Origin of the sequence: Streptomyces sp. NPDC088785, assembly GCF_044750685.1 — a bacterium.
Lineage (GTDB): Bacteria > Actinomycetota > Actinomycetes > Streptomycetales > Streptomycetaceae > Streptomyces.
Map to the genome: position 1 here is coordinate 293929 of NZ_JBIVKH010000002.1, position 18836 is coordinate 312764.

17 protein-coding genes are annotated in these 18836 nt (G+C 69.6%); 11 read left to right on the forward strand and 6 right to left on the reverse strand.

Annotated elements, in window-relative coordinates; translation table 11 throughout:
• Positions 1-99 precede the first annotated feature (99 nt).
• Complete coding sequence (locus ACIP5K_RS07040; RefSeq protein WP_401405941.1) at positions 100-1494, reverse strand: MFS transporter; 1395 nt, start codon at positions 1492-1494, stop codon at positions 100-102.
• Positions 1495-1873: 379 nt separating this feature from the next.
• Here ACIP5K_RS07040 and ACIP5K_RS07045 point away from each other — a divergent pair, with 379 nt between their 5' ends.
• Positions 1874-3934, forward strand: coding sequence for a bifunctional glycosyltransferase 87/phosphatase PAP2 family protein (locus ACIP5K_RS07045; RefSeq protein WP_401405944.1), 2061 nt, complete (start codon positions 1874-1876; stop codon positions 3932-3934).
• Here ACIP5K_RS07045 and ACIP5K_RS07050 read toward each other — a convergent pair.
• Together ACIP5K_RS07050 and ACIP5K_RS07055 are read right to left on the reverse strand one after the other, a co-directional pair.
• Positions 3926-4276: a hypothetical protein gene (locus tag ACIP5K_RS07050; RefSeq protein WP_401405947.1), complete on the reverse strand. Its 351-nt coding sequence runs from the start codon at positions 4274-4276 to the stop codon at positions 3926-3928. The genes ACIP5K_RS07045 and ACIP5K_RS07050 overlap by 9 nt on opposite strands.
• Before the next feature lie 4 nt (positions 4277-4280).
• On the reverse strand, positions 4281-5210 hold the full coding sequence (locus ACIP5K_RS07055; protein ID WP_401405950.1) for a hypothetical protein: 930 nt from the start codon (positions 5208-5210) through the stop codon (positions 4281-4283).
• Between the two features lie 281 nt (positions 5211-5491).
• Here ACIP5K_RS07055 and ACIP5K_RS07060 point away from each other — a divergent pair, with 281 nt between their 5' ends.
• On the forward strand, positions 5492-6331 hold the full coding sequence (locus ACIP5K_RS07060) for a helix-turn-helix domain-containing protein (RefSeq protein WP_401405953.1): 840 nt from the start codon (positions 5492-5494) through the stop codon (positions 6329-6331).
• Entirely contained in the window at positions 6309-6563 is a 255-nt protein-coding gene (locus ACIP5K_RS07065; RefSeq protein ID WP_401405956.1) for a DUF397 domain-containing protein, read from the forward strand. Before ACIP5K_RS07060 ends, ACIP5K_RS07065 begins: the two co-directional genes overlap by 23 nt.
• Here the strand turns inward: ACIP5K_RS07065 and ACIP5K_RS07070 are convergent.
• The 3 genes from ACIP5K_RS07070 to ACIP5K_RS07080 all read right to left on the reverse strand — a co-directional run bounded on the left by ACIP5K_RS07070 (position 6548) and on the right by ACIP5K_RS07080 (position 10295).
• Positions 6548-7759, reverse strand: coding sequence for a helix-turn-helix domain-containing protein (locus tag ACIP5K_RS07070; RefSeq protein WP_401405959.1), 1212 nt, complete (start codon positions 7757-7759; stop codon positions 6548-6550). The two genes, ACIP5K_RS07065 and ACIP5K_RS07070, sit on opposite strands and share 16 nt — an antisense overlap.
• A 202-nt stretch (positions 7760-7961) precedes the next feature.
• Positions 7962-9581: a DUF6801 domain-containing protein gene (locus ACIP5K_RS07075; RefSeq protein WP_401405962.1), complete on the reverse strand. Its 1620-nt coding sequence runs from the start codon at positions 9579-9581 to the stop codon at positions 7962-7964.
• 117 nt (positions 9582-9698) lie between these two features.
• Positions 9699-10295, reverse strand: a complete 597-nt coding sequence (locus tag ACIP5K_RS07080; protein WP_401405965.1) for a hypothetical protein — start codon at positions 10293-10295, stop codon at positions 9699-9701.
• Positions 10296-10795: 500 nt separating this feature from the next.
• Between ACIP5K_RS07080 and ACIP5K_RS07085 the strand changes: the two genes are divergently transcribed.
• The 8 genes from ACIP5K_RS07085 to ACIP5K_RS07120 all read left to right on the forward strand — a co-directional run bounded on the left by ACIP5K_RS07085 (position 10796) and on the right by ACIP5K_RS07120 (position 18833).
• On the forward strand, positions 10796-11737 hold the full coding sequence (locus ACIP5K_RS07085) for a hypothetical protein (RefSeq protein WP_401405968.1): 942 nt from the start codon (positions 10796-10798) through the stop codon (positions 11735-11737).
• Positions 11737-12351, forward strand: coding sequence for a hypothetical protein (locus ACIP5K_RS07090; RefSeq protein ID WP_401405971.1), 615 nt, complete (start codon positions 11737-11739; stop codon positions 12349-12351). The genes ACIP5K_RS07085 and ACIP5K_RS07090 overlap by 1 nt, the downstream gene beginning before the upstream one ends.
• Positions 12352-12781: 430 nt before the next feature.
• Positions 12782-13792, forward strand: coding sequence for an ABC transporter ATP-binding protein (locus tag ACIP5K_RS07095; RefSeq protein WP_401405973.1), 1011 nt, complete (start codon positions 12782-12784; stop codon positions 13790-13792).
• 92 nt (positions 13793-13884) lie between these two features.
• The gene (locus ACIP5K_RS07100) at positions 13885-14643 is read left to right on the forward strand and encodes an MlaE family ABC transporter permease (RefSeq protein ID WP_401407530.1); all 759 of its coding nucleotides are present in this window, start codon (positions 13885-13887) and stop codon (positions 14641-14643) included.
• A gap of 7 nt (positions 14644-14650) precedes the next feature.
• Positions 14651-15457: an MlaE family ABC transporter permease gene (locus ACIP5K_RS07105; RefSeq protein WP_401405976.1), complete on the forward strand. Its 807-nt coding sequence runs from the start codon at positions 14651-14653 to the stop codon at positions 15455-15457.
• A gap of 6 nt (positions 15458-15463) precedes the next feature.
• Entirely contained in the window at positions 15464-16726 is a 1263-nt protein-coding gene (locus ACIP5K_RS07110) for an MCE family protein (protein WP_401405979.1), read from the forward strand.
• Positions 16723-17787, forward strand: a complete 1065-nt coding sequence (locus tag ACIP5K_RS07115) for an MCE family protein (RefSeq protein ID WP_401405982.1) — start codon at positions 16723-16725, stop codon at positions 17785-17787. Before ACIP5K_RS07110 ends, ACIP5K_RS07115 begins: the two co-directional genes overlap by 4 nt.
• On the forward strand, positions 17784-18833 hold the full coding sequence (locus tag ACIP5K_RS07120) for an MCE family protein (protein WP_401405985.1): 1050 nt from the start codon (positions 17784-17786) through the stop codon (positions 18831-18833). Before ACIP5K_RS07115 ends, ACIP5K_RS07120 begins: the two co-directional genes overlap by 4 nt.
• The last annotated feature ends 3 nt before the right edge of the window (positions 18834-18836 follow it).

Below are 18836 nucleotides of genomic sequence, written 5' to 3' on the forward strand. Positions count from 1 at the left end.
GACGGCCGGTGGCCTCTTCTCGCGCCGGTCCCCGCGGCCCCTGACGGCAGACGCTGCGCGTCCGCGTCAGGGGCGCGGGGACCGTGTGGGGGGAGGGGGTCAGACGGCGGGCGGGGAGCCGGGGAGGGGGCGGCCGGCCGACTCGCGCATGCGCCATGCCGCCACTCCGCCCACGACGGCCGCGGCCATCATGTAGTAGGCCGGAATCATCAGGTTCCCGGTGCCGGCGATCAGCGCGGCGGCGATCAGCGGCGTCGTGCCGCCGAACAGGGAGACGGAGAGGTTGAAGCCGACGGACAGCGAGCCGTAGCGGACCTTCGTCGGGAAGAGGGCCGGGAGCGTCGACGGCATCGACGACGTGAAGCCGACCAGGAGCAGTCCGAGGCCGGCGAGGCCGAGGGCGATGGCCCAGGTCGAGCCCGCCCGGATCAGCAGCAGCGCCGGCACGGACAGGAGGACGAAGCCGAGGCAGGCGCCGCCGATGACCTTGCGGTGGCCGAAGCGGTCGTTGGCCATGCCCATCGGCAGCTGCACCAGCATCATCAGCAGCATCACGCCGATGAGGACGATCGTGCCGTGCGTGGCGTCGTAGTCCAGCTCCTCGCTCAGGAACGTCGGCATGTAGGACAGCAGCATGTAGTCCGTGACGTTGAAGACGAGGACCAGGGCGATGCAGGTGGCCATGGCGCCCGCGTTGCCGACGAACATCTCCTTGAGCTTCGGCTTCGGGAAGGACTTCTCCTTCGCCTCGGCCTCCTGCGCCAGCTTCTGGAAGGCGGGGGTCTCCTCCAGCTTCATCCGGACGTAGAGACCGACCAGGCCGATCGGGCCGGCGACGAGGAACGGGATGCGCCAGCCCCAGCTGTACAGGGAGTCGTCCGGCAGCGTCGTGATGAGGACGGTGGCCAGGGTGGCACCGGCGACGTACCCGGCGTTGGTGCCCAGCTCCAGGAACGAGCCGAAGAACCCGCGCCGCTTGTCCGGCGCGTACTCGGCGATGAAGGTGCACGCACCGCCGTACTCGCCACCGGTGGAGAAGCCCTGCACCATGCGCGCCACGATCAGCAGCACCGGCGCCCACACGCCGATCGACCCGTAGGAGGGGATCAGGCCGATCGACAGGGTGCCCGCCGCCATCATGATCATGGTGATGGCGAGGACGCGCTGCCGGCCGATGCGGTCGCCGAGCGGGCCGAAGAAGGCGCCGCCGATCGGCCGCACCAGGAACGCGGCGGCGAACGTGCCGAGCGTGGACAGCACCTGCGCCGAGCTGGACGCGGTCGGGAAGAAGACGTGGCCCAGGGTCGCGGTCAGATAGCCGTAGACACCGAAGTCGAACCACTCCATCGCGTTGCCGAGGGCCGCGGCCTTGACCGCCCGCTTGACGAGCGTGGGGTCGGTGACCGTGACGTCCTGCTCGGCCTTCCTGCCGCGGCCCCGCGCCGGAGCGTGGAGCCTGCTGGTACTTGCTGCGAGGGAAGCGGCGCTCGACAAGGTCTCGCTCGCCTGCCTTTCGTCGGGGACAACGGCAAGGCCGTTCACGCGTCAGCGGAACGGCCGAAAGCGACGATAGGGTGCACCACGATCATCGCGCTGCGTACCCGATCGGCTACGCTCCGCACGTAAACCGCCTCCGAGCTGGGGAAACGCCGAGCGTCGCAGACAGCCCAAACGGACTGAACTGTGAGCTATGTCGCGGAACCGGAACCGTGGAGCATGCAACTAAGTGGTCCGCACCACCGTCTTCCCGGGCATGTTTCGGGCATCTTCCGGTCAAATCCGGAGAGACGGACAGGTGAAGCGGGGGTTGCCTGCGTCTCACACCGATGGAGGCGGTGTGAGCCTCTGACGACGATGGGAGGGCGGGCAGCGCGTGGCGAATGTCGAGCACAGGGGTCCTGCGGGCCCCGCGGGAGCGGTGTCCGGGCGGACGAGTGCCCTGCGGGCGGGGCTGTGGCTGATCGCCGCCGTCCTCGCGGTGCGCCAGCTCGTCGCGGTCCTGAGCACCCCGCGCGGTGAACGCCTCACGGACCTGGAGACGTGGATCGGCCCGCAGGGCGTGCTGCACGTCAAGGACTCCCTCTACGACGCGCCCGACCGGTTCACCGGCACCCCCTTCTCCGGACTCGTCCTCAAGCCCTTCTCCCGCGCCGCCGAACAGGCGCTCGGCTGGGGCTGGACCTTCGGCTCGCTCGCCCTCGTCGTCGCCCTCGGCCTGGTGGCGGCCCGCGCGCTGCCGCAGCCCGTCTCCCGCCGCACGTCCCTGTTCGCCGCGCCCGTCGCGATCAGCCTGCTGATGCTGTCGCTGCCGGTGCGCAACGCGTTCACCACCGGCCAGACCAGCATCATCCCGGTCCTCCTCGTCCTGCTCGGCTGCTTCGCCGTGCGCGGCGAGCGGGCGTCGGGCGTCTGCGTCGGCGTCGCCGCCGCCCTCCAGCCGACCGTGCTGCTCTTCGCGCCGCTGCTGTGGTTCACCGGGCGCAGACGCGCGGCCGTCTCCTCCGCCGTCACCTTCGCCGCCGCCACCGCGCTCGCCTGGGCGGCGATGCCGCACGACTCGTGGACGTACTGGGTGCACCACCTGGCCGGCGCGGGCCTCGCCACCCACCCGGCGGCCAACGCCAACCAGTCCCTGCACGGCATGCTGCTCCGCTTCGGCCTCGAAGGCCCGCTGGAGATCGCCCTCTTCGCGCTGCTCGCCGTCACCGTCGCCGTGCTCGGCCTGCGCCGCGCCGTCACCTACGCCCGGGACGGCCAGCTGCTGCTCGCCGTCGCGATCACCGGCTGCGTCGCCGTCGCCGTCTCCCCGACCACCTGGCAGCACCAGCTTCTGTGGGTGCTGCTCGCCGTCGTCGGCCGGGTCGGCAAGCGCGCCTCCGACCGCTACATGTGGCCCGTTCTCGTCGTCCTCGCGCTCACCCTGCCGGCGACGATGATGCTGCCCAACATGACGTTCCTGGAGCCGGTCCGGGACAACATCGTGCTCATCGCGGCGCTCGCCGCCGCCTGTGTCGTCCCCTTCCTCTTCCGCACGTCACCGCTGTACGCGACGCCGGTGCCGACCGAGTACGCCGCGCCCGTGCCCGCCCGCTGGTCGTGGGTGCCGCTCGTCCCGGTCTGGCGGCGGGTCGTCGCCCGGCCCAACCTGATCCTGGAACTGCTCCTCATCCGCGTCGGCTACTCCGCCTACCAGCAGGTCCGGCTCGCCGCGACGGGCGGCACCATCTCGGGCGGGCGGGCCACGGCGGAGGCGCACGGGCGGCAGGTGCACTCGATCGAGCGGTTCCTGCACCTCGACATCGAGCACTGGGTCAACCACACGGTCTTCCACCACGCGGCGTGGCTGAAGGACTTCTTCAACTTCTACTACACGTCGTTCCACTTCGTGGTGCCGCTGAGCGTCCTCGGCTTCCTCTACCTGCGCCGCCCCGCCGACTACCGCTGGGCCCGCTCGGCCCTCGGCTTCGCCACCCTCCTCGCGCTGATCGGCTTCTGGGCGTACCCGCTCGCGCCGCCGCGCCTGATGCCCGGCCTCGGCTTCATCGACACGGTCCACGGCGTGCAGGACTTCTCGAAGCCGAACTACGGCACGCTGACCCAGCTCACCAACCAGTACGCGGCGATGCCCTCGCTGCACTTCGGCTGGTCGCTGTGGTGCGGTGTCGTGATCGTGGTCCTGTCCCGCCGCTGGTGGATCAAGGCCCTCGGCCTGGTCCACCCGCTGTGCACGGTCTCCGCGATCGTCGCGACCGGCAACCACTGGATCCTCGACGCGGTCGGCGGCGCGACGGTCGTCGGCGCCGGGTTCTTCCTGACGTACGCCCTTCAGGGGCCCCGGGCTCGGACGGTGCCGGATGAGACGCGAAAGACGGACGCCGACCCCGCCCGGGCGGTGGACGGGGCCGTGGCGGGGCGTGCGGCGGGGTCAGGCTGAGGGGGAGTCCGGCTGGGCCGGTTCGGCCAGGACGTCGTCGATGGTGGTGGCGGTGATGGCGCAGTCGAGCCAGCGGTCGAGGGTGTCGGGGTCGGTGCAGGAGGTGATCGTGGCGCGGGCGTCGTCCGGGACGGTGATGCCTCGGCGGTCGAGGATGCGCAGTATGGCCTTGACCTCCCCCTCGGCCCGGCCTTCGGCCAGGCCCTCGGTTCGGCCCTCGGCCAGGCCCTCAGTCCAGCCCTCGCTTCGGCCCTCGGCCCGGAGGTTCTGTGCGGTCTGTGAGCGGAAGAAGGAGAGGTCGACGGACATCAGGTTCCTCTGGAGATCTGCGGCCGAGGGCATCGGGTCAGGCTGAGGGGTGCTGCGGGGTCCCGGGCTCGGCCGGTTCGGCTAGGACGTCGTCGATGGTGGTGGCGGTGATGGCGCGGTCGAGCCAGCGGTCGAGGGTGTCGGGGTCGGTGCAGGAGGTGATCGTGGCGCGGGCGTCGTCCGGGACGGTGATGCCCCGGCGGTTGAGGATGCGCAGTATGGCCTTGGCCTCCCCCTCGGCCCGGCCTTCGGCCAGGCCCTCGGTTCGGCCCTCGGCCCGGAGGTTCTGTGCGGTCTGTGAGCGGAAGAAGGAGAGGTCGACGGACACCAGGTTCCTCCAGAGATCTGCGGCCGGGAGGGCTCCCAGGCCAAGTTCGGTGAGTTCGGAGAAGACCATCGCCGTGTCCCGGTCGGCGGTCTTCAGCGCGGCACCCAGCACTTTGAGTATGGCATCGATGTGCGGGTCCTTGCCGTGCGTGACGGCCGACAGCACGGCGAGCGGAAGGTCGGCCGCCGCCGCCTCCGGATCGGTGATCATCGGGACACTGCCCGGGCCCAGGACCAGCGGCCGGACGGTGAGCGTCGCCCACTGCGGCGGCCCGATGTCGATCGGCCGTGCCGCCCAGCGTTCGGTCGCCCGGTCCTGACACGTCACGAGCAGGACGGGCGGCAGCCCGTACTTCGCGTACAGGTGCGCCGCGTAATACGCCCACGCGCTCGGCTTCGCCTTGCTCTGCGCGCTCTGCGACTCCACGGCGAGGAGGTATCCGGAGCCGTCGGCGGAGTCGAAGCGCAGGAGGGTGTCCACCCGGCGCTCCAGTGGCCGTATCTCGGTCAGGTCCGTCGGCAGGAAGGACACGGCGACCGGGTCGGGGAAGGTGATGCCGAGCTTCCGGAGGGCCCGCGGGAACATCCCGGGGTCCTCCTGGAAGATGCGGTGCATCACCTCATGTGAAGAACTGACCATGGCCGGGACGGTAGGCGGGGTCGGGCATGTGCCGGTGGCGTATGCGGAGCGTTCACTCGGACGGGTTGGCTCTGGCCAGAGCTCCCGAGGATGCGGCGGCGACTGCGAGCGGGCACTCGAACCGCACAGTCTCGCGTGGGGGCAAACGGTGAGGTGCAGCGTGTAGACGTGGGGCTGCGCGGATTGGTGGTTCACGGGACGAGCGCGGCGAGGCGTGACTACGCTGAGCGATCGACTGGATACAACGGGCCCGACCATGGACCGAGTTGAAGGGGCTGCGCATGGTCCATATCAACGTCCTCGATCCGAGCGCCTCACCGCTCGACTACTACGGCTTCGAGCTGCGCCGGCACCGGGAGACCGCCGGGCTGACCCAGAAGCAGCTCGGGCAGATCGTCAATTACACCGGCTCACTGGTGGGACAGATCGAGACTGCCCGGAAGCTGCCCACCCCGGAGTTCAGCGAACGGTGTGATGCTGCCCTGGGGACTGACGGGTTGTTGTCGCGGCTGGTGGGGCTGGTGCTCAGGTCGCAACTGCCCTCGTGGTTCCAGCAGGTTGCCGTCCTTGAGGCGAAGGCTACGGAGATCTGCTCCTTCGAGTCGGGCATGGTGCACGGCCTTCTACAGACCCGCGCGTACGCACGGGCTGTGCTCGGCGCTCTCGTCAAGGAGAAGTTGGACGACCGGACTGAGGTGCGGCTGGCCCGGCAGCGCATTTTGCAGGCTGGGGACGAGCCGCCGCAGCTTTGGCTCATCCTGGGTGAGGCTGCGCTCTACCAGGACATGGGGGCGGGCATGAGCCAGATAATGCACGGCCAACTGGGCCACTTGTTGGGCTACGAGGACGATCCACGAGTCAACATCCAGGTACTGCCGTTCGCGGTGGGACCGCACGCCGGGATGACCGGCCCGTACAGCGTCTACCGGTTCCCGTCTGATCCGTCCATCGTCTACACCGAGGGGTATGGGCAGGGGCAGGCGACCGCCAACCCGGACACGGTCAAGGACTGTTCGCTCCGTTACGATCACTTGCAGGCGGCCGCGCTGTCCATTACGGACTCAGCGAAGCTGATCAGGCGCGTGATGGAGGAGCGTTATGGCGAGCATCCAGTGGCGTAGGTCGAGCTACAGCAGCGACCAGGGTGGCCAGTGCGTGGAGTGCGCGTCGCTCGGGGCGCTCGCCTGGGCCAAGTCCAGCCACAGCGGCGACCAGGGCGGCGACTGCGTCGAGGTCGCCGGAACGCCCTGCGCCTCCGTGGCCGTACGCGACTCCAAGGACCCGGCCGGCCCGCACCTGGCGTTCTCGCCGGAGGCGTTCGGTACGTTCGTGGCGGGCTACTCCGCGTCGTAGTTCTTGTCGCGCAGGTGCAGGGCGCGCAGCGCGGCCTCCAGGGCGAAGCGGTGTGTCGGGGTTTCGAGGCGGTCGCCGAAGTGGGCGTCGAGTTTGCGGAGCCGGTAGCGGACGGTCTGGGCGTGGACGCCGAGCGCGTCGCCGACCTGCTCCGCCGTGCCCCGGGTGGTCAGCCAGGCGTGCAGGGTCTCGACGAGCCGGGCGCGGCGGGTGCCGGAGGACTTGTCGAGCGGGGCCAGTTCGCGGGTGGCGATCTCGGTGACCAGCGCCTGATCGGCGAGCAGCCACAAGGTCACCAGGTGGTCGGCACAGTCGATGACCTGCTCATCGGCAACGATGTCATCATCGACGAGCTGAAGCACCTGCCGCGCCCAGCGCAGCGAGTCGGCGGCCTGCTCGGTCGGGATGGTCAGCCCGATCGCGTACGAGCTCTCCGGAGCCGCCGCCTCCAGCATCGCGCGGCGCTCCGGTGTGAGCGGTCCGGGGATGAGGAGATGGGGCTGCGGGGCGCCGAGATCGGCGAGGACGTCGACGGCCAGACCTGGCTGGATGTGTTCGGCCGGGGTGCGCAGCGCGATCATGGTCACTTCGGTCGGCAACTGCCAGCCGGTCTGCTCGCACAGGTTGTGGATGGTGGTGTGCCCCAACGGCGTTCCGGCGAGCAGCAGATGCAGTAACCGTCTGCGCACCACCTCGCCGGCCACGCCCGCTCGCGCCTGCACCTCCATGTATCCCTCGTGGGAGAGCGATTCGAGTTCGCCGATGTAGGCGAAGACGGCCTCCGCGAAGGTGAGGAGGAGAGTGGGGGAGAGGTCGAAGCGGCGGCCCAGGTCCTTGGCCCGGCGCAGGGCGACCCGGGCGCCGAGCCGGTAGGCACCCTGGAGGGTGGCCAGATCCCGGCCCTCGTACGCCTCGACCCGGCCGAACTTCTTGAGGAGTTCGTCCCGGGTCGCGGTCGACGCGTTCGGATCGGCGACCCGGTCCACGAAGGCGTACAGACTCTGCTCGACGCCCTGCCGGATCGCCGTCCCGCTCGGCCCGCTCAGCAGCTCCGCGTACTCCGGGAACGCGCGGGTCACCTCGACCCCGATCTCCTTGATGAGACCGGGGAGTTCGGGCCGCATGATGCGGGCGAACTCCTTGGGCAGCGGCCCCAGGGGGTCGTCGACATCCTTCGCGTGCGCGGGCAGGGGCATGGCCGCTTTCCTCGCTTGTCCGAGCGCCGGGTGGGGGCCGGGCGGGACGACGACGCACGGGTGCGCTGCTGTCCCACCCGCCAGGTGCATACCAACTGGGTCCATGAAAATTAGAACAACTACTGTGCGTTGTACATCTGTTGCGCAGAGATTGATCGCCGGGTGGGGGATGTGGCTGAAAGGTGATGGGGCGGTGGGGTGGTCACTCGGGCTTGGCTCCGGGCAGCGGCGGGATGATCGGGGGGCACTGGTTGGGCTCCGGCAGGTCGGGCAGGCAGGTCATGGCCTGGTTCATGACGATGCTGTTGCCGGGGCCGCTGAGCGAGGCCGTGAGCAGGCGGTCGAGGTTCTCGCCGTTCGCCTCGCAGCCGGAGAACGACGGGATGTCGACCTTGCCCTTGAGGATGCCGCCGGTCAGCACGTTGGTGTAGGCGTCGGTGGGCGAGGTGAAGTCGCCGCGCAGCGTGACCCGGTACTTCTTCGACGTGCGGCACTGGGAACCGACGTCCAGGGGTGTGCCGTTGACCTTCACGTCGTGGACGCGCAGCGACTGGAAGAACGTCGCGACGGCGAAGTTCTGCTGGTCGGGAAACGAGCCCTTGGTGCCGGTGGAGATGGTGATCTGGCCGTTGTCGAACGCCACCTTGGCGGTGACGGGGACGAAGCCGAAGTTGAGGATGGTCGAGTCGGCGTCCGGCAGGGTGAGTTCGCCCAGGGAGTCGATGCGGAAGTAGAACGGTCCTTCGGTGGCGAACTGGGACACCGCGCTGGCCTTGATGTTCATCAGGCCGGGGTCCTTGGCCGGATCATTGATGATCACGGAGCCGTTCGGCTTCCGGATGGTGGTCATGCCGACCGCGTAGGCGCAGGCCCGGGTTCCGTCGTTGATGTACGGCGGGGCGAGCACCGACCCGGGCAGCGGCTCCGGTATCTGGCTGGTGTCCATTTCCCCCGACGGCATCTCCGCCGCGCAGGTGGAAGCGCCGGCCGGGCTGTCGGAACCGTCCTCCGGCTCGACGGCTATCCCGTCCCGGGCGGTGTCCGACGGGTCGTCGGAGGCGCCGGGGGAGGACGCTCCCGGCTTCTCCGTCTCGGGCACACTGACGCCGGCGATCCGTCGCCCGGCCGCTTCCTTGCTCGCGGGTGTGCAGGTGACGGCGAAGGAAGGGGCGGCCGTCCCGTTCTCCGAGCCGCTCGCCAGCGGGCTGATCTTCAGGCCGAGTTCGCCCGCGAAGACCTCGACATCCCCCGCTTCGCTCACGGTGATCGTGGGTGCGCCGCCGGTGTGGCCCAGACGCAGGGTGCCGTCGGCCGGCGGGGTCGAGGCGCTCGCCGCCAGCGAGGCCCACGAGGCGTCCGCCGAGGACTTGCCCTGCTGCACCTGGACGCCCAGCGTCGCCTCACTGGTGATGCCGCTGACATCGCCGGGCAGCAGCGGAGCGAGTCCGGCGTAGGGAAGGGCTGCCTCCACCGTCACCGCCCCCGGATCGATCGGGGTGCCGGGCCGGGCGGACCGCGGCAGCTCGGTGGAGATCGTCACCGTCGCCCGTACCGTGGTGGGCGGGCCGGGCGTACCGGCGGTGGCCGATGTGCCGCCGTCCCCCTGCGTCTGCGCCGCTCCGTCCGTCTGCTTCTCCGCCGCCGGAGGAGGAACCGCACAGTCGTATGCGATCTCCACCGAGGCCGAGCCCTCGTCCGCGTGCGAGCCGGGACCCGACAGCAGACCGGCGGCGAGCGCGACCGAGGCGATCGGCACCACGCGCGCCAGGCGCACCGCCCGCGCACCGCCCGGCCGTCCGCTCCGCCTGCTTGGCGCTGTCATCCGTTGACCTCCATGGGTGGCGGGCACTGATCGGCCGGCCGCGCCGTGCCCCGGACGCGGCCGGCCCGCCGCCGGTGCGGGACCGGCGGCGGGCTGGGTCGAGAAGGGATCAGATCATCACGGGGACTTGATGACCGGGGAGGTGTTCAGGACGTAGTTGCCGAGGAAGTTCGCCTTGTCGCCGGCCTTGATCAGGCCGAGGCAGCTGGCACCCGCCTGGGCGGCGAGGGTGCCGCCACCGGTGACGTGCAGGGTGTGGGTGTTGTTCGTGTAGTTGCCGGTGACGCTGCCCGCGAACTTCGCGTTGCAGCCCACACCGGTGATGGTGGCGACGATACCGGTGATGGTGCCGTTGGCCTGGTTGGTGCCGGTCATGCTGGACACGTTGATGTTCCACGGCAGCGAGCTGGGGGCCACGGTGAAGGGGATGCCCGCCACGGTGCAGCCGCCGAAGCTGATGCCGGTGATGGTGCCGATGGGGGTTCCGGAGAGGCCCGTGCCGTTCGGAACGTTGCCGTTGGCCGTGGACGTCGCACACTGGAGCGTGGCGGCCGGCACGGACAGGGTCGGGTTGGTGGCCGTGGCCGTGTAGGCGCCGCCACCGGTCACGGTGAACGTGGCCAGCGAGGTGGCCGAGGCCGAGGAGACGGAGAGCCCGAGGGCCGCGCCCAGGGACGCTGCCGCGATCGCCGTGTTTCGGGTGAATCTGCGCACGGTTGATCCTTCCAGAGGGTTGAGTGCGAGCGGTACGGAATCCCGTCCGGCGTGGGCCGGTCGGGGGTGAACAGCGGTGCACACTCCACGCGGACGTTTTGGCCAAAACTGCGGGGATGGCTTGTCCGTCGCCTGCCGATGGACGTTACGAGCAAGTAACCTCGCCCCGCAATGGGGAATGCCCAGATTCCCACCGGCAGATTTATTCATCTCCTTTTCTTGTCCGCGGGCGCTCAGTTGATCTCTGGAGGTTTGTCGGCAGGTGAGTATTTCGCCGGCGGGCCCGTAAAACACTCAGCAAGTGCGCATCCGGGAACCGTGAATACTCACTCGCTGATAAACCGCTGGGTAGTAAAAATCCTGTCAGCAACTCCATTGCCGTCCTGGTTTCCTCGTGAGTAACGTCCCGGTTCCGGCCTCTGTCCGCTCGCGGCCCCGAGTCCCGCCTCCGCACCCCCCTCGCATCCGAAGGGAAACACCTCATGTCCGTAGTCAGACGTATGTCCGCCGCCCGAACCGCCCGCCTGGCCGCAGTAGCCGCCGCGACCACGCTCGCGACGCTGGCGGCGGTGGCCCCGGCCTCGGCCGCCGGCAGCCAACTGAACGGCAATTGGGCGCCGTTCAACCGCTGCCCGGTCGACAACGCGGCCATGCTGGGCGCCGACGGCATCGACAACCAGGCGACCTGTGTTTCCTCCAGCTCGCCCAGCGGTGTCATCAAGATCGGCAGTTCGGTCGTCCCGACCGGGAAGACCGACCTCCAGGTCGGCATCGTCACCCACTCCGACGGCACCAACTCGGTGATCGCACCGTCGGACGGTGCGCTCATCGCCGACCCCGCCGACCTCCCCGGCGGCCTGCTCGGGCTGATGTGCCCCAGCTCCGTGCCCGTCGTCAGCGCCGTCTGCGGACAGATCACCAACAGCACGCTCAACCGGATCGTCGCGACGGTCGAGTCCGTGGGCACCCCCTCGAACTTCCAGCTGCTCGCCGGCGTGTCCGAGGGTCAGCCGATCATCTCCATCCCGGTCCGCATCCACCTCAGCAACCCGCTGATCGGCGGCAACTGCTACATCGGCACCAAGTCCGCGCCGATCGTCCTGCGCCCGGGCAACGCCGCCGCGCCGAGCATCTCCGCGGACAACGCCACGTCCAACGGCACACCCGCCGCCGAGGGCCCCTTCGGCCGGCTCGCGCTGACCGGCTCGACCCAGCAGGACCTCACCTTCGCGGCACCGGGCGCCAGCGGATGCGGCCCCCTCGGGCTCGGCGCGTTCAACTGGGCCGTCAACCTCAAGTCCGGCCTCCCGGCCGCCTCGGGCGTCAACAGCGTCAAGCTCAACAACACCTCGACCTACCTGGGCACCCTGAACGACCCGGCGGCGTCCGCGCCGAACCAGGGCAAGGTGTTCTCCCAGTACTGGCACTCGGCGGTCAAGTAATGCGGTTGCCGCTGCGCAGGGCGGCGATGAGCGGGGTCGCGCTGGTCGCCGCGCTGGGGGCGTCGGGGACGTCGGCCTCCGCCGCGGGGAGCGGGGTGTGGACGGTCGGCCCGGGCGGGAGCTACACCGCGCACGCCTCCAGCCCCGCGTTCACGTTCCCCGCCGCGACGTTCGTCTGCACCTCGTCGACGGCGTCCGGATCGTTCGCGACCACGGACGCCGACGGAGTGGCCGCCGGGACGTTCACGCCGACCTCCTTCTCCGTCTGTTCCGTCGGGGGCATCCCCTTCACCTACACCGCGGGACCCACCCCCTGGAAGGTCAACCTCTTGCAGCGCAACGCTGCCAACCCCTCCAGGATCGACGTGTCCATCAGTGGCGTCACGCTCAAGTGGTCCGCGACCGGCTGCAACGTCACCTGGACCGGCACCGCCTACGGTCAGTACGACAACGGCACCGGCCAACTGCTCATCGGGCCCACCGGCGTGGCCGCCAGCCAACTGGTCGCCGGACCCGGGACGTCCTGCCTCGGGCTCGTGAAACCGGGCGACGTCCTCACCATCAAGGCCGCTTACGCCCTCACCCCGAAACAAACCATCACCCCACCCGCCTGACCCCGTTTATAACCCGGTGACAAAAAACCGGGCGCCCTTCTCGGACCGGCGCGAAATTGCTCGACCGCTCTTGCTAGCGCAGGTTACTCGGCCGTAACGTCTCCAAAAAGTACTTCGCTCCTGGTCGGCGTCCCCCGCCGTACAGGGGTCGTATGAGGGCCGACCGGAATCCTCCTTTCCGGTCGTCGCCTCGGTGGCGGGGTCCCGGTCTCTCGTCGTACCCCCGGCGGGACGGGGCCCCGCCACGCACTGTAAGGAGCCCTTGCGGGCTCCCTGGTTCTACTCATCTTCCGACAGGAGAGAACGGCTCTCTTGTCACCGGATGACAAGTTTCCAGGAAGATTCGGGGCGGCCGCTCCGGGATCTTGTCCGGCACGTATGAAGCGAATTACCGTGCGCTGCCGAGTTCGCTCGCTGAAGGTGAGAAGCGATGGGAATCGAAGTGAAGGTCGAGGGGCTCACCAAGTCCTTCGGCCGGCAGAACATCTGGCAGGACGTGAGTCTCACCCTGCCCGCGGGCGAGGTGAGCGTCATGCTGGGGCCGTCCGGCACCGGCAAGACCGTCTTCCTGAAGTCGTTGATCGGCCTGCTCAAGCCGGAGCACGGCCGCGTCCTGGTCAACGGCGTCGACATGGCGCGCAGCCCCGAACGGGACATCATGGAGGCCCGCAAGCTGTTCGGGCTGATGTTCCAGGACGGCGCCCTGTTCGGGTCGATGAACCTCTTCGACAACATCGCCTTCCCGCTGCGCGAGCACACCAAGAAGAAGGAGTCGGAGATCCGCCGCATCGTCATGGAGCGGATCGACGCGGTCGGCCTGCTCGGCTCCGAGGGCAAGCTGCCCGGCGAGATCAGCGGCGGCATGCGCAAACGCGCCGGTCTGGCACGGGCGTTGGTCCTCGACCCGCAGATCATCCTCTGCGACGAGCCCGACTCCGGACTCGACCCGGTGCGCACGGCGTTCATCTCCCAGCTGCTCATCGACCTGAACACCACCACCGACGCGACCATGCTCATCGTCACCCACAACCTTGACATCGCCGCGACCGTGCCGGACAACATGGGGATGCTGTTCCGCCGCGGGCTCGTCACGTTCGGGCCGCGCGAGGTGCTGCTCACCAGCCAGGAGCCGGTCGTCTCGCAGTTTCTGACGGCCAGTAAGCACGGGCCCATCGGGATGAGCGAGGAGAAGGACGAGGCCACGCTCGCCGCCGAGGCCTCCGGCGGGATGGCGGCACCGCAGCCCAAGGCGCTGGTGCCGCAGCTCCAGCCGACCCCCGGGCTCGGGGAGCGGGCCGCCGTGGCGCGGCGGCGGGAGCGGGTGCTCGGGATGCTGGATACGCTGCCGGGCTCCGCGCAGCAGGCCATCCGCTCCTCCTACGGTCGGCAGGACGTGCTCGCGCCCACCATGACGCTGCCCCAAAGGGGTGGAGCCTCGTGAGTGCGGATACACGTCTGCCCGCTCCGGAGGACACCCGTGTGCAGGAGCGCCGTAAGCGCTCGCGCAGTTCCCCGCGCCCCTACGGGACCCTTCTGGCCCCCCTCCGCCAGACCGGGCAGCTCTTCGCGCTCGCGCTGCGCGTCGTGCGGGACACCTTCCGGCGGCCCTTCCAGTTCCGGGAGTTCGTCGAGCAGTTCTGGTTCATCGCCAGCGTCACCATCCTGCCCGCCGCCCTCGTGTCCATCCCGTTCGGCGCGGTCATCGCCCTCCAGGTCGGCTCGCTGACCCAGCAGCTGGGCGCCCAGTCGTTCACCGGCGGCGCGAGCGTGCTCGCCGTCATCCAGCAGGCGAGCCCGCTGATCGTCGCCCTGCTCATCGCGGGCGCCGGCGGCTCCGCCATCTGCGCCGACCTCGGCTCCCGCAAGATCCGCGAGGAGCTGGACGCCATGGCCGTCATGGGCGTCTCGCCCGTGCAGCGGCTCGTCGTGCCGCGCGTGCTCGCCGCCATGCTCGTCAGCATCCTGCTCAACGGCATGGTGTCCGTCGTCGGCACCCTCGGCGGCTACTTCTTCAACGTCATCCTCCAGCACGGCACCCCCGGCGCCTACCTCCAGTCCTTCTCGGCGCTCGCCCAGCTCCCCGACCTCTACATCAGCGAGCTGAAGGCCCTCATCTTCGGATTCATCGCGGGCATCGTCGCCGCCTACCGCGGGCTCAACCCGCGCGGCGGCCCCAAGGGCGTCGGCGACGCCGTCAACCAGTCCGTCGTCATCACCTTCATCCTGCTGTTCTTCGTGAACATGGTGATGACCGGGATCTACCTCCAGATCGTTCCACCGAAGGGAGGTTGAGTCCCGCATGGCCTCTCCGCTCGTCTGGCTCGACCGAGGCGGTGACCAGCTCCTCTTCTACGTCCGGGCGCTGGTCTGGATACCGAGGACGCTCGTCCGGTACATCAAGGAGGTGCAGCGCCTGCTCGCCGAGGTCGTCTTCGGCTCCGGCGGCCTCGGCGTCATCGGCGGCACCATCGGCGTGATGATCGCGATGACGGCCGCCACCGGCACCGTCGTCGGGCTCCAGGGCTACGCGGCCCTGGACCAGATCGGCACCGCCGCCTTCACCGGCTTCGTGTCCGCCTACTTCAACACCCGCGAGATCGCCCCGCTCGTCGCCGGACTCGCCCTGTCGGCGACCGTCGGCGCCGGCTTCACCGCCCAGCTCGGCGCCATGCGCATCAACGAGGAGGTGGACGCGCTGGAGGGCATGGGCGTGCGCTCGATGCCCTACCTCGTGACCACCCGCATCATCGCCGGTGTCGTCGCCATCATCCCGCTCTACGCGATCGGGCTGCTCTCCTCCTACCTCGCCTCGCGCATCGTGACCGTCGTCTTCAACGGGCAGTCGCAGGGCACCTACGACCACTACTTCGACCTGTTCCTCTCACCCACCGACGTGCTGCTGTCGGTGCTGAAGGTGCTGATCTTCAGCGTCATGGTGATCCTCGCCCACTGCTACTACGGCTTCCGCGCCAGCGGCGGCCCCGCGGGCGTCGGCGTCGCGGTCGGGCGGTCGGTGCGCAACGCCATCGTCGTCATCGCCGTCACCGACTTCTTCCTCTCGCTGGCCCTGTGGGGCGCCACGACGACCGTGAAAGTGGCGGGGTGAGCGACCGTGGACACCATCCGACGCCGGCTCGCCGGCCTCGCCTTCCTCCTCGTGCCCGTCCTGCTGATCTGGCTGGCCGTCGCCGTGTACAACAAGGACTTCACCGACTCCGACGAGGTCACCGTCGACACCGGCTCCGTCGGCAACGAGATGCACCTCGGCGCCGAGGTGAAGATGCGCGGCGTCGTCCTGGGCGAAGTACGCGAGATCGAACCGACGGCCGACGGGGCCCGGCTCGTCCTCGCGCTCAAGCCCGGCGCCCTCGACCGCATCCCGGACGACGTGCACGCCCAGATGCTGCCGACCACGCTGTTCGGCGAGCGGTACGTCGCGCTCGTGCCCGACGCCGGCTCCACCACCACGGCGGGCGCCCGCACGCTGCCGGCCGGGGCGACCATCCCCCAGGACCGGTCCGCCAACGCCATCGAGCTCCAGAAGGTCCTCGACGACGTCCTGCCCATGCTCACCGCCGTCCAGCCGCAGAAGCTGTCCGCGACCCTGTCCGCCGTGTCCCAGGCCCTGGAGGGCCGCGGCGACCAGATCGGCGACACGCTCACCCAGCTCGACGCGCACCTGAAGAAGTTCAACCCGAACCTGCCGACGCTCAACGCGGACCTCAAGCAGCTCGTCCAGGTCTCCCACGTCTACGCCGACGCCGCCCCCGGCATCCTCGACGCGCTCACCGACTTCACCACCACCAGCGGCACCATCGCCGAGAAGGACAGCGCCCTCGCCGCCGCGTACGGGGACACCACCCGCGCCGCCGAGGACCTGGACGCCTTCCTGCGGGCCAACAAGGACAACATCATCCGGCTGTCCGCCACCTCGCGGGGCACGCTCGGGCTCCTGGAGAAGTACGCGCCGTCGTTCCCGTGCACCCTGCGCACCCTCGCCGAGTTCGTGCCGCGCATGGACAAGGCGCTCGGCAAGGGCACCGACCAGCCGGGCCTGCACGTCGACGTCACCACGGTCGCCTCCCGGGGCGCCTACCAGGCCGGACGCGACACCCCGTCCTACGGCTCCGGCGGCACCCCGCACTGCTACTCCGTGCCCTACCTCGGCGGCGCCTCCGCACGCACCCCGGCCGCCGCCACCGCGTCGGAGTCCGTCACCGGACAGGACCTCGGGACCGCCAACTCGCCGCAGGAGAACGACCTGGTGAACGAGCTGATCGCGCCCGCCGCCAAGACCTCGCCCGACGACCTGCCCGACTGGTCGAGCCTGCTCGTCGGCCCCGTCTACCGGGGAACGGAGGTGAAGCTCAAGTGACCGCCCCCGGAGGAGACTTCAGCCATGTGCGACGGCGCTCGATCGCCGGACCGCTCACGAAGTCGCTGATCTTCGTACTCGTCACCGCGCTCGCCACCACCGTGCTCGGCCTGTCCATCGCCAACAGCGGCGTCAACACCGACACCCGCAGCTACAAGGCGCTGTTCACCGACGTCACCGGCCTCATCGACGGCGACGGCGTCCGGATATCCGGCGTCAAGGTCGGCGAGGTCACCGACGTCCGCGTCGTCGACCACCGCACCGCCCAGGTCACGTTCACCGTCGAGAAGGACCGCACGCTGCCCGCCACCACCACGGCCGGCGTGAAGTACCTCAACATGGTCGGCCAGCGGTACGTGTCCCTGGGGCGCGGCACCGGCACGGCGGGCGCCGACCTCGCGCCCGGCGACACCATCCCGCTGGCCCGCACCACCCCCGCCCTCGACCTCACCCTCCTCTTCAACGGCTTCAAGCCGCTGTTCGAGGGCCTGTCACCGCGCGACGTCAACGACCTCGCCGGGTCCATCGTCAAGGTCCTCCAGGGCGAGGGCGGCACCGTCGACAGCCTCATCACGCACGTCGGCTCGCTGACCCAGACCGTCGCCGCGAAGGACAAGGTGATCGGCGAGGTCATCGGCAACCTCACCGAGGTGCTGTCGACGATCAACCACCGCGAGGACCAGTTCGACGACCTCGTCACCACCCTCCAGCGGCTCGTCTCCGGCTTCAACGAGGACCGCGAACCCCTCGGCCAGGCCGTCTCCGCACTGGGCGACCTGACGACCGTCACCGCCGGATTCCTCAAGGACACCCGCACCCCGCTGAAGGACGACATCCACCAGCTCGGCCGGCTGTCGAACCAGCTGAACGACGGGATCCCGCAGATCCAGAACTTCCTCGACAAGACCCCCGACAAGCTCAACGCCCTGTCCCGGCTGGCCAGTTACGGCTCCTGGTTCAACCTCTACCTCTGCGAGGCGCACGTCAGCGGGATCACCATGTCCGACGGGTCGAAGCCGCCCACCGGTATCTCCGTCAACGAAGCGAGGTGCCAGGGATGAGCCGGAAACGGCCGTGGCTGAAGCCCGTCCAGGAACGCAACCCCGTCCTCATCGCGGTCGCCGGACTGGTCGCCCTCGGGCTCGTCGCCCTCGCCGCGTTCAACGCGAGCAGCCTGCCCTACATCGGCGGCGGCACCTCCTACACCGCCGACTTCAGCGAGGCCGCCGGACTCGGCGACGGCGACGAGGTGCGCATCGCCGGCGTGAAGGTCGGCGAGGTCACCGGCGTCGGCCTCGACGGCGCCAAGGTCAAGGTCACCTTCAAGATCAAGGACGACGGCACCTGGATCGGCGACCGCACCACCGCCGCCATCGCCATCAAGACCCTCCTCGGCGACAAGTACGTCTCCCTCGACCCCGTCGGCACCGGCCGCCAAGACCCCGGCGCCCGCATCCCGCTGTCCCGCACCACCTCCCCGTACGACGTCACCCAGGCGTTCGAGGACCTCAGCGGCACCATCGACGACATCGACACCCGGCAGCTCGCCGCCAGCTTCGACACCATCTCGGAGACCTTCAAGGACTCGCCGCCCGACGTGAAGGCGGCCGTCAAGGGCCTGTCCGCGCTGTCGAAGACGGTCTCCTCCCGCGACACCCAGCTCGCCGAACTCCTCGCCGGCAGCAAGAAGCTGACGAAGACCCTCCAGACGAAGCAGTCCAGCTTCGAGACGCTCATCAACGACGGCGGCTCCCTGCTCACCGAACTGAAGAAGCGCCGCACCGCCATCAAGGCGCTGCTCAGCGGCAGCGAGGCGCTGGGCCGCGAACTCGACGGGCTCGTCGACGACAACGACCAGCAGCTCGGCCCGACGCTCACCGCGCTCGGCCGGGTCACCGCGGTCCTCGCCGAGAACAAGGGGAAGCTCGACAAGACCCTCTCCCTGCTCGGCCCCTACTACCGGCTCGTCGGCAACACCCTCGGCAACGGCCGCTGGTTCGACAGCTACCTGTGCGGCGTCGTACCGCGCACCTACCTGCCCGAGAAGTCGCTCCCCGCGAAGTCGTGCAGACCACCGAAGAACGGCAGTTACGGGAACGGGGGCTGATCG

Bases quoted from the DNA above. Each gene is read 5' to 3' on its own strand.
- ACIP5K_RS07050 (WP_401405947.1), bottom strand. From the start codon at position 4,276: ATGCCCTCGGCCGCAGATCTCCAGAGGAACCTGATGTCCGTCGACCTC.
- ACIP5K_RS07055 (WP_401405950.1), bottom strand. From the start codon at position 5,210: ATGGTCAGTTCTTCACATGAGGTGATGCACCGCATCTTCCAGGAGGAC.
- ACIP5K_RS07060 (WP_401405953.1), top strand. From the start codon at position 5,492: ATGGTCCATATCAACGTCCTCGATCCGAGCGCCTCACCGCTCGACTAC.
- ACIP5K_RS07065 (WP_401405956.1), top strand. From the start codon at position 6,309: ATGGCGAGCATCCAGTGGCGTAGGTCGAGCTACAGCAGCGACCAGGGT.
- ACIP5K_RS07070 (WP_401405959.1), bottom strand. From the start codon at position 7,759: ATGCCCCTGCCCGCGCACGCGAAGGATGTCGACGACCCCCTGGGGCCG.
- ACIP5K_RS07075 (WP_401405962.1), bottom strand. From the start codon at position 9,581: ATGACAGCGCCAAGCAGGCGGAGCGGACGGCCGGGCGGTGCGCGGGCG.
- ACIP5K_RS07085 (WP_401405968.1), top strand. From the start codon at position 10,796: ATGTCCGCCGCCCGAACCGCCCGCCTGGCCGCAGTAGCCGCCGCGACC.
- ACIP5K_RS07090 (WP_401405971.1), top strand. From the start codon at position 11,737: ATGCGGTTGCCGCTGCGCAGGGCGGCGATGAGCGGGGTCGCGCTGGTC.
- ACIP5K_RS07095 (WP_401405973.1), top strand. From the start codon at position 12,782: ATGGGAATCGAAGTGAAGGTCGAGGGGCTCACCAAGTCCTTCGGCCGG.
- ACIP5K_RS07105 (WP_401405976.1), top strand. From the start codon at position 14,651: ATGGCCTCTCCGCTCGTCTGGCTCGACCGAGGCGGTGACCAGCTCCTC.
- ACIP5K_RS07120 (WP_401405985.1), top strand. From the start codon at position 17,784: ATGAGCCGGAAACGGCCGTGGCTGAAGCCCGTCCAGGAACGCAACCCC.